11 protein-coding genes and 1 tRNA gene are annotated in these 9,761 nt (G+C 47.2%); 5 read left to right on the top strand and 7 right to left on the bottom strand.

All coding sequences use genetic code 11. From position 1 onward, the window contains the following. Positions 1 to 76 (bottom strand) — tRNA-Thr (locus HCZ42_RS21175). 207 nt (positions 77 to 283) lie between these two features. On the opposite strand from HCZ42_RS21175, the gene coaA reads away from it, so the two are divergent. Next, the gene (coaA, locus tag HCZ42_RS21180) at positions 284 to 1,207 is read left to right on the top strand and encodes a type I pantothenate kinase (protein WP_167422658.1); all 924 of its coding nucleotides are present in this window, start codon (positions 284 to 286) and stop codon (positions 1,205 to 1,207) included. A 52-nt stretch (positions 1,208 to 1,259) separates the two neighbouring features. Here coaA and HCZ42_RS21185 read toward each other — a convergent pair whose 3' ends face one another. After that, positions 1,260 to 1,688: a DUF805 domain-containing protein gene (locus tag HCZ42_RS21185; RefSeq protein WP_167422659.1), complete on the bottom strand. Its 429-nt coding sequence runs from the start codon at positions 1,686 to 1,688 to the stop codon at positions 1,260 to 1,262. Between the two features lie 35 nt (positions 1,689 to 1,723). After that, positions 1,724 to 2,071 carry a 5-carboxymethyl-2-hydroxymuconate Delta-isomerase gene (locus HCZ42_RS21190; protein ID WP_167422660.1) on the bottom strand — a complete coding sequence of 116 codons (348 nt, stop codon included), beginning with the start codon at positions 2,069 to 2,071 and terminating at the stop codon, positions 1,724 to 1,726. A gap of 285 nt (positions 2,072 to 2,356) precedes the next feature. On the opposite strand from HCZ42_RS21190, the gene tpiA reads away from it, so the two are divergent. Together tpiA and HCZ42_RS21200 are read left to right on the top strand one after the other, a co-directional pair. Then, complete coding sequence (gene tpiA / locus HCZ42_RS21195; RefSeq protein ID WP_167422661.1) at positions 2,357 to 3,127, top strand: triose-phosphate isomerase; 771 nt, start codon at positions 2,357 to 2,359, stop codon at positions 3,125 to 3,127. Positions 3,128 to 3,230: 103 nt separating this feature from the next. Continuing rightward, positions 3,231 to 4,577 (top strand): MATE family efflux transporter, encoded by a 1,347-nt coding sequence (locus HCZ42_RS21200; protein WP_167422662.1) that lies wholly within the window; start codon positions 3,231 to 3,233, stop codon positions 4,575 to 4,577. 47 nt (positions 4,578 to 4,624) lie between these two features. Here HCZ42_RS21200 and rraA read toward each other — a convergent pair whose 3' ends face one another. The 3 genes from rraA to efp form a co-directional block, all read right to left on the bottom strand. Continuing rightward, a complete protein-coding gene (rraA, locus tag HCZ42_RS21205) occupies positions 4,625 to 5,143 on the bottom strand; it encodes a ribonuclease E activity regulator RraA (RefSeq protein WP_053410142.1) in 519 nt (172 codons plus the stop codon). A 124-nt stretch (positions 5,144 to 5,267) separates the two neighbouring features. Then, on the bottom strand, positions 5,268 to 6,188 hold the full coding sequence (locus tag HCZ42_RS21210) for a 1,4-dihydroxy-2-naphthoate polyprenyltransferase (RefSeq protein ID WP_167422663.1): 921 nt from the start codon (positions 6,186 to 6,188) through the stop codon (positions 5,268 to 5,270). Positions 6,189 to 6,305: 117 nt separating this feature from the next. Continuing rightward, positions 6,306 to 6,872 carry an elongation factor P gene (gene efp, locus HCZ42_RS21215; RefSeq protein WP_167422664.1) on the bottom strand — a complete coding sequence of 189 codons (567 nt, stop codon included), beginning with the start codon at positions 6,870 to 6,872 and terminating at the stop codon, positions 6,306 to 6,308. Positions 6,873 to 6,905: 33 nt separating this feature from the next. Between efp and epmB the strand changes: the two genes are divergently transcribed. After that, entirely contained in the window at positions 6,906 to 7,928 is a 1,023-nt protein-coding gene (gene epmB, locus HCZ42_RS21220) for an EF-P beta-lysylation protein EpmB (RefSeq protein WP_167422665.1), read from the top strand. A 73-nt stretch (positions 7,929 to 8,001) separates the two neighbouring features. After that, positions 8,002 to 8,562 carry an MgtC/SapB family protein gene (locus tag HCZ42_RS21225; protein WP_254869009.1) on the top strand — a complete coding sequence of 187 codons (561 nt, stop codon included), beginning with the start codon at positions 8,002 to 8,004 and terminating at the stop codon, positions 8,560 to 8,562. 58 nt (positions 8,563 to 8,620) lie between these two features. Here the strand turns inward: HCZ42_RS21225 and pfkA are convergent, their stop codons facing one another. Next, entirely contained in the window at positions 8,621 to 9,583 is a 963-nt protein-coding gene (gene pfkA / locus HCZ42_RS21230; RefSeq protein ID WP_167422666.1) for a 6-phosphofructokinase, read from the bottom strand. Positions 9,584 to 9,761: the final 178 nt, after the last annotated feature.

Raw genomic sequence — 9,761 nt, forward strand, 5'->3', positions numbered from 1 at the left:
TGGTGCCGACTACCGGAATCGAACTGGTGACCTACTGATTACAAGTCAGTTGCTCTACCTACTGAGCTAAGTCGGCATAAGTGGTGCGCATTCTATTGAATGATTTTCTAGCTTGCAATAGCAAAACCAAAAAAAAATACGTTTTTAACCAGTTTCTGTTTGTTTGCTGAAAAATCGCACAATTTAGTTGAGAAAAGCGCCTTAATCTTACGCTTGTCATTTGCAATCTGCGCTTGATATTGTATTTTCGCTGCTCTTATCGCGAAATCTGGTTAGGAAGACTATGACACCATACCTCTCTTTTACTCGTCAGCAATGGGCAGAGCTGCGTAACTCTGTACCGATGACGCTATCCGAAGAGGATTTGACCGAGCTTCAAGGGGTCAATGAAAACCTAACCATGGAAGAAGCAGTGGAGATTTATCTGCCTCTGGCTCGATTGTTGAACCTTTACGTTGCGGCAAGACAAAGTCGCAACTCAGTACTCAACAACTTTCTCGGCAACCAAGAAAGCGCACCACCCTTTATTATTGGTATCGCCGGAAGTGTCGCGGTAGGAAAAAGTACCACGGCGCGTCTGCTTAGAGCCTTACTTGCTCGTTGGGAAAATCACCAGAAAGTTGAACTGGTCACAACCGACGGCTTTCTTTACCCGAAAGAAGTGCTTAACGAACGCGGCATCATGCACCGCAAAGGTTTTCCTGAGTCTTACGACATCAAACGTCTAGTCGAGTTTGTCTCCGATGTAAAAGCCGGCAAGCCCAACTTAAGCGTGCCTATCTACTCACACATTACCTATGACATCACCGAGGAAGTGAAAGTTGTCGACCGCCCTGACGTGTTGATCATCGAAGGACTCAACGTACTGCAAAGTGGTATGGATTACCCGCATGACCCGCATCGCGTGTTCGTTTCTGACTTTTTAGATTTTTCTCTCTACGTTGATGCTAGCAGTGATGTGATCGAAAACTGGTATGTCGAACGATTCTTAAAGTTCCGCCAAGGCGCATTTACTAAGCCCGGTTCTTACTTTAGCCACTACACTAAGCTGACTGAGAACCAAGCCATTGAGAAAGCGCACGATATTTGGCAGACCATCAATGGTATCAACCTGCACCAAAACATCTTGCCAACCAAAGGGCGCGCGCAACTCGTGCTGAAGAAAGGCTCAGACCATAAAGTCGAAGAGATTTTATTGAGAAAGTAAGAGAGTTCGACTAGAGCTGGAAATACTACACTCTAGTCGAGATAGGTAAGGTTTACTTGGGTTCTGGTCCGAACTGGTTATCTCCATCCGTCCCTTTCAGGAATCCACACTCAACCAATATCCACACACCACAAATTAATGCGGTCAACGAACCAATCACCTGTAATGTCGAAGGTTGAGCTGCTTGACTTGGGTCTGCTGCAATCGGCATCGTCATACGGCCAATCACCAAAGGCACGTTGAGTAACAACCACCAACTGGTTTTATTACGATCATGCCAACGTTTGGCGGTAATTGCTAAATCCGGCACCAGAATAACCAACAAGAAGACCGGCAGAAGCAGATGCGCCAGCGCCGGAAACAGTACGTTCATCCCCTGGGCAAAACCTACAATCAGACCGTAATAAATGACATTCCAAATCCAGTAAGTTTTACGCCCTACCCGACCTTGAAATGAAAACAGCAGTTCTTTAATCGACATTTTATTACCTAAAAATTAAAAATATACAGAGATAACTAGTTAATCACCTTTTGAAAGCACTCTCTGTCCATATCTCGTACATTGACCGTCAGGCTACGGATATGGCTCGCCTGCTCTTGCAGCTCGGCCATCAACTGACGCGACAACTCTCTTTTCTGCTCTGAAGTACGACCATCGAGCAATTCAAAGCTGATATGGATAAAGTCTACACTATTTCCTTCATCACCAATCAGCCAGTCATGGCAACGCAATGCTCGTGACTTTACCGAACCGACATCAAATAGCCCGCTTAGCAGCGCGACCTGATGTAAGTCCTCCAATAATCCTTGAACATTAACACGCTCATCGACCGAGCTAGAGTATTCCATTACTAAATTTGGCATCGTTATCCTCAAATGTAAGAGAGTTTCAACATGGATGATTCACTGTTGAGCCACTATTATCAATTTCTACACAGATTTCCGAGTCAGTTACCGCTATTCTGCTTATGAGATCACTGAACTGGTCACGACAAGACGAGATTGGTGTGAGTGACAGATCCAACCAATGGCTGAGATCCGGTTAAGACATGATACTAGTCATGATCTGGCTTATTTAATCTGTTATATTCCTACGAAGATTTTTTACATTAATACACTTTTTACATTAAAGATAAGGGAGATATTCCTATGCGTCGTCCTGTAGTGATGGGTAACTGGAAACTTAATGGCAGCAAAGCAATGGTAAAAGAGCTGCTAACTGGTATTAACGCTGAGCTTGAAGGCGTTGAAGGTGTAGACGTAGCGGTAGCTCCACCAGCGCTATACATCGACCTAGCTGAGCGTGTAATCGCAGAAGGCGGTAACAAGGTAATCCTAGGTGCGCAAAACACTGACCTAAACAACAGCGGTGCGTTCACTGGTGACATGTCTCCTGAGATGTTAAAAGACTTTGGTGCAACTCACATCATCATCGGTCACTCTGAGCGTCGTGAATACCACAACGAATCAGACGAGTTCGTGGCTAAGAAATTCGCTTTCCTAAAAGAGAACGGCCTGAAGCCAGTTTTCTGTATCGGTGAATCTGAAGCACAGAACGAAGCGGGCGAAACTGAAGCAGTTTGTGCACGTCAAATCAACGCAGTTATCGACGCGTACGGTGTTGAAGCGCTAAACGACGCGATCATCGCTTACGAACCAATCTGGGCTATCGGTACTGGTAAAGCAGCAACAGCTGAAGATGCACAACGCATCCACGCTTCTATCCGCGCACTAATCGCAGCGAAGGACGAAGCAGTAGCAGCACAAGTAATCATCCAATACGGCGGCTCTGTTAAGCCAGAAAACGCTGAAGCTTACTTCTCACAACCAGACATCGACGGTGCTCTAGTTGGTGGTGCTTCTCTAGACGCTAAGAGCTTCGTAGCTATCGCAAAAGCAGCGGCAGCAGCTAAAGCTTAATTTTAAGCGAACTTCTCTAAGGCCAGCGGATGCTGGCCTTTTTTGTATCTACTGGGCGAATCAAGTATGCTACGTTTTTCTTTCGCTAGAGTAGCTATTCGCAATGCAGGATAAGCACGGCCTGTTAACGGGCGCCATCCCCCAAGTACTGCGTCAAATGACGGTGCCGATGATCTTCGGCCTAGTTGCGATTTTGATGTTCAACCTAGTGGATACCTTCTTTATCTCTTTGCTTGGCACACAAGCTCTCGCCGCGATCAGTTACACCTTTCCAGTGACCTTTGCCGTCAACTGCATCACCATGGGGATTGGCATTGGCCTATCGACCAACATCGGCCGATTGCTCGGTCAAGGCGAAGCGCAAGACGCCGCCCGTTTCTCAACCCATGGATTGATTCTCGCCGTTGCTCTGGTTGCTGCCGCCTGTGTGATCGGTATTAGCACCATAGAACCCTTATTTCTCTTATTGGGCGCCGAAGAAAACCTTATTCCATTGATTCAGCAGTATATGCAGATTTGGTATCTCACCATTCCACTGCTGGTTATTCCGATGGCAGGAAACAGTGCGATTCGCGCCACAGGTGATACAAAAACACCAGCCAAGATCATGATGCTAGCGGGTTTAATCAACGGCGTACTCGATCCATTACTGATCTTTGGGATCGGACCATTCCCCGAGTTGGGCATTCAAGGTGCCGCGATTGCCAGTGCGTTCAGTTGGTTTGGCGCATTATGTGGTTCGTTTTATGTGTTATTAAAACGCGAAAAGCTGCTCGCATGGCCCTATTTGCCAAGCTTGTTATCCGACTGGCGCTTAATCTTAAAAATCGGTACACCGGCGGCGATGTCAAACGCGATGAACCCGATTTCAGGCGCGATTCTGATGATGATGCTATCGAGTCACGGTACGGCAGCAGTTGCGACTTATGGTGCAGCACAACGTATTGAATCAATACTGATCTTGGTCCTCATGTCGCTAACCTCGGCACTGACACCGTTTATCGCGCAGAACATCGGTGCAAATAACCCTGACCGCAGTTTCGCCGGTCTGTTCTTGAGTATTCGTTTCTCAGTGGTGTTTCAACTCGGTATTTTTATCATGATGGTGCCGCTCAGCATTCCTCTTGCGGCGCTGTTCTCGCAAGAGCAAGAAGTCAAAGACCTGCTTTGGCATTATCTATTGGTCGTGCCGTTTAGCTACGGCTTTCAAGGAATTGTGATGATGCTGATCGCCGGATTGAATGCATTGCATCAACCACTACGTGCGTTCCAATGGAGTTTTATGCGCTTGTTTGTGTTTACCTTGCCGGGCGCTTGGGTAGGCAGCTTAATGTATGACATTGAAGGGTTATTTATTGGCATCGCGGTAGGTAATATTGTCGGTGGCGTACTCGGCTACCTATATGCGTTGAAGCTAAGAAAAGAGTACGTTGCGATCCCCGTTTCTTAATGCACAAAAAAACCGGCATGGCGCCGGCTTTTGTTTATTCGTTAAAACTAGTCATTGACGACTTCATCATCTTCAACTTCCAGCACCACATCAAGTGGTTCTTGGGAAAGAATCACCCCGGTATTATCTGCGTAGAGGTAATCTTCAGGTAGGAAAGTCACACCGCCAAAGTTGACCGGAATGTCCACTTCACCAATACCTTGAGAGCTGGCGCCAACCGGAATAGAAGCTAGTGCCTGAATACCGATGCTCATGTCTTCGAGCTCATCGACTTCACGCACACAACCATAGACCACGATACCTTCCCAGTCGTTTTCTTCCGCTAATGATGCAAGTTCTGCGTCAATCAACGCACGGCGAAGAGAACCCCCACCGTCGATCAGCAGCACTCGGCCCAGACCATCTTGTTCGAGAATCTCGCGGATGACACCGTTGTCTTCGAAACACTTAACCGTTGTAACTTGTCCAGCGAATGAGGCACAGCCACCGAAGTTACTGAACATTGGCTCAACAACATCTACTTGTTCAGAGTAAATATCGCATAAGGCAGACGTATTGTATTCCATCGTGTTCCTTCCCATAACGTTCGTATATCCATCGAGTATATAGGGTCACTAAGTCATTGCAATGACAACTATCATCTAACTAAGCTCGAAACTGCTTTCCGGTGATTTTAGTCACGAAAGCCGCTTAAACCCGTATCAATGTTTGGACGATAACCACACCAGCAAACAACAGGTTAGTCACCAAAGAGCACTTCACTATCACTGGTAACATAGGCGCAATCTGTGCAGGTTGCTCGGCAAGCCACACCGCTTTACCGTGCTTATATGTGACAAAAACGCTCAAGAGAAAAGGCAGGCTGACCCACCACGGTCCCGGTTGCAGCAGCAAGTAAGAAGCAAACACCGCAATCGCAGATACCAGCAGGATTGAGTGGTACTGCTTAGCGCGTTTTTGTCCTAAACGCACCGCGACCGTGCGCTTCCCGCACTCTTCATCGTTCTCAATATCGCGCATGTTGTTGATGTTGAGAACTGCAACAGCCAGTAAACCACAACCTATAGCAGGTAGTGTCAATAAAGGTGCAACCATGCCAGTATGCAAGAAGTAAGTACCCGCAACACCGAGCAGACCAAAGAAGATAAATACCGACACGTCACCTAAACCGACGTAGCCGTATGGCTTGTTACCTACGGTATAAGCAATCGCAGCGATGATCGCCAACACGCCCAGACCGATGAAGGCCAAAATACTATTTAGTGAATCAAGCGCGTAGAACACCAACGTCAAACCCGCGATCATGGTAAAAACCACGTTAATGATGATCGCTTGCTTCATGTTCTCTAAAGAGACACTCCCCGATTGAATCGCGCGCAGAGGTCCAAGGCGTTTTTCGTTATCGGTGCCTTTTACTGCGTCACCATAATCGTTGGCTAAGTTTGAAAGAATTTGCAGCAGCGTTGCAGTCACAAACGCCAACACAGCAACTGACAAAGAGAATTGGTGGGTAGAGTACGCCAACACGCTCCCGGTCAAAATGGACACTAGGGCCAGCGGTAGCGTTTTTGGTCGTGCGGCATCAAGCCAGATTCGTAAAGACTGTTTCATGGGCATCAGTTTAACCACATAGTACAAGACAAGAATTGTGGCACATCAAATGCCAGACTGAAAAACAAAAAAGGTCACCGAAGTGACCTTTTTACAAAAACTTTATCGAAGTAGTGCTTACTTCACACGACCAACGTATTCGCCAGAGCGAGTGTCGACTTTGATAACTTCACCGATTGAGATGAACAGAGGAACACGTACGACTGCGCCAGTCGATAGTGTTGCTGGTTTACCACCCGTACCTTGAGTGTCACCTTTTAGACCTGGGTCTGTGTCTGTTACTTCTAGCTCAACGAAGTTTGGTGGAGTTACAACGATTGGGTTACCGTTCCATAGAGTCAACATGCACTTGTCGTTCTCTACTAACCACTTAGCGTTATCGCCTACCGCTTTAAGGTCTGCAGCGATTTGCTCGAATGTTTCGCTGTTCATGAAGTGGTAGAATTCACCGTCATTGTATAGGTAATCTAGGTCGATATCCATTACGTCCGCCACTTCTACAGTGTCGCCAGACTTGAATGTTTTCTCTAGAACTTTACCTGAAAGCAGTTTACGGATCTTAACGCGGTTGAATGCCTGTCCTTTGCCCGGTTTTACATACTCGTTTTCGAGAATGACACACGGCTCATTATCAAGCATAATTTTAAGACCGCCTTTGAATTCATTCGTGCTAACAGTAGCCATTTTTTCCTCTTACCATTCTTCGAGTTTAAATTAATGCCGCACATCATAACCCGAAATGTCGATTCTGTTGAGCAAAACTGGCTCAAACAGCTAGCGAATGGGATCTCCGATCCTCAAAAACTGCTGGAATACTTGGAGATAGATCCAGAACCTTGGCAAAACGGGTTTGACGCGAGAAAGCTTTTTGCTCAGCGTGTGCCGCAAAGTTTTGTCGAAAGAATGCAAAAAGGCAATCCTTTTGATCCTCTATTGCGTCAGGTTCTTCCTTTATCGGCAGAATTTGAGGTTCATCCGGGTTATTCGAACGATCCTTTGCAAGAACAAAACAACGACATCCCCGGCTTGTTGCACAAATACCGCAACCGAGCACTGATGATCGTAAAAGGTGGCTGCGCGATCAATTGCCGTTACTGCTTCCGCCGCCATTTCCCTTATCAAGAAAACAAGGGCAATAAAACCACTTGGCAACAAAGCCTCGACTACCTCGCTCAGCACGATGAGCTGAATGAAGTGATACTCTCAGGTGGTGACCCGTTGATGGCCAAAGATGATGAACTGCAATGGTTGATTGACCATATTGCTGATATTCCTCACATCAAACGACTGCGTATCCATTCACGTCTGCCGGTAGTGATTCCGGCACGCGTCACCGATGGACTGGTCTCATTGTTGGCGGGAACGCGCTTGCAAGTCATTTTGGTCACCCACATCAATCATGCACAAGAGATCAACCAAGAGCTGAGCGATGCATTATCGAAGCTCAAACAAGTGGGCGTGACACTGCTCAATCAAGGGGTGATGTTGAAAGGGGTTAACGACAACGTCGACGCTCAGGTCCAGTTAAGCGAAGCGCTATTTGATAGCGGCGTGCTGCCGTACTACATCCATGTTTTAGATAAAGTACAAGGCGCGGCACACTTCTTTATTTCTGACCAACAAGCCAAAACGATTATGGCTGGCGTGATTGAGCGGGTATCCGGTTACCTAGTGCCGAAGCTCACACGGGAAATCGGCGGACGCAGCAGTAAAACGCCACTCGACCTTCATTTAGAATAATCCACACGACAAAAAGTTTTTGTTCGATAGCGACTTACATTAACTGCATACTCCACGGTTTGGGGAGGTCAAAATGCAACCATCTATCGAACAAATTCTCGATCTCGGGCCATTTAGCTGGCCCGCGTTACTCTGTTGTGCCGTCAACGGTATTCTCATCGGTGTTGAACGACAAACGCGCGGTAAGCCTGTTGGGATTCGCACCTCAATACTGATAATCTCTGGCACTTATTTCTTTATGTCTATGGCAGTGTCGTTATCACCAAATACCTTGGACCAAGCACGGGTACTCGGCCAGATCATCACTGGTGTCGGCTTCTTAGGTGCCGGCGTGATGATGACTCAGGACGGGAAGATCCACGGCGTAACCTCGGCGGCAGTAATCTGGGTGTTGGCCGCGCTCGGTATGATGATTGGCTTGGGTTATTTGCAGCAATCGGTACTGATCACCGCATTGGCGTTATCTGTATTGTTGGGCGTGGACAAAGCAGAGAACCGAGTCAAAGCACTGCGTCGCGGCGTGCATCAACGCTTTCAAAGCCGTAAGCTACCACCAAGGCGAAGCGCTGAGGTGTACCATCCGGCTGAAAAAGCAGAAACGCCGGTGAGCGAACGACATAAAAGCACCGCTTAAGGCATAAAAAAACCACCTGAAATCAGGTGGTTTTTTGTATCTGCTTATTCAATCGTGCTTAGAATAGTTCTTCAGCCACTTTGAATAGATCGTGACGAACTGGACGCTTCATGTTTTCAATCGCATCGATGATATCGTGGTGAACCAACTGTTCTTTTTGGATACCAACACAACGACCACCGTGACCTTCCATCAATAGGTGAACTGCGTAGTTACCCATGCGAGATGCTAGTACACGGTCAAATGCTGTCGGACGACCACCACGTTGGATGTGACCTAGAACGGTGGCACGAGTTTCACGGCCTGTCGCCGCTTCAATATCTTTCGCCAGCTCGTTGGCATCCATCATTAACTCAGTCAGCGCGATGATTGCGTGCTTCTTACCTTTAGAGATGCCGTCTTTGATGTTGTTGATCAGCTTCTCTTTGTCTAGGCCAGTTTCTGGAGTGATGATGTACTCACAACCACCCGCAATTGCAGACATCAGAGTCAAGTCACCACAGTGACGACCCATGATTTCAACAATAGAAATACGCTGGTGAGAAGAAGAGGTATCACGCAGACGGTCAATCGCGTCGATAACCGTGTTCAATGCTGTTAGGTAACCGATGGTGTAATCTGTACCCGCGATATCGTTATCGATAGTGCCCGGCAGACCGATACATGGGTAACCCATTTCAGTCAGCTTCTTCGCACCCATGTACGAACCGTCACCACCGACAACAACCAACGCATCGATGCCGTGTTGTTTTAAATTTTCGATCGCCTTTTCACGAACCGCTACTTCTTTAAACTCTGGGAATCGCGCAGAGCCAAGGAAAGTACCACCTTTGTTAATCACATCAGAGAAGCAAGAACGAGAAAGCGGCGCGAGACGCGTTTCGTAAAGGCACAAGGAGCCGTCTTTAACACCGTATACTTCTAAACCTTCCGTCAGAGCGGTACGAACTACGCCACGTAACGCCGCGTTCATGCCTGGTGCGTCACCGCCACTTGTCAAAACACCGATCTTCTTAATCATGCTCACCCTCGAATTTTTTGGAAATCTTATTTCAATTTTTACGTTAGAGGCTTACAAAAGCCACCTCCCCCATTCTTATAACTGCCCCCTCTTCTCCCCTTCCCGACTATTCCCACTACTTTTATCTTCCCCCCTCCCTGTAACTTTTCTACCTCTGTACGAGCACCCTCTACTTCCC

The organism is Vibrio hepatarius, from assembly GCF_011806575.1.
Classification (GTDB): Bacteria; Pseudomonadota; Gammaproteobacteria; order Enterobacterales; family Vibrionaceae; genus Vibrio; species Vibrio hepatarius_A.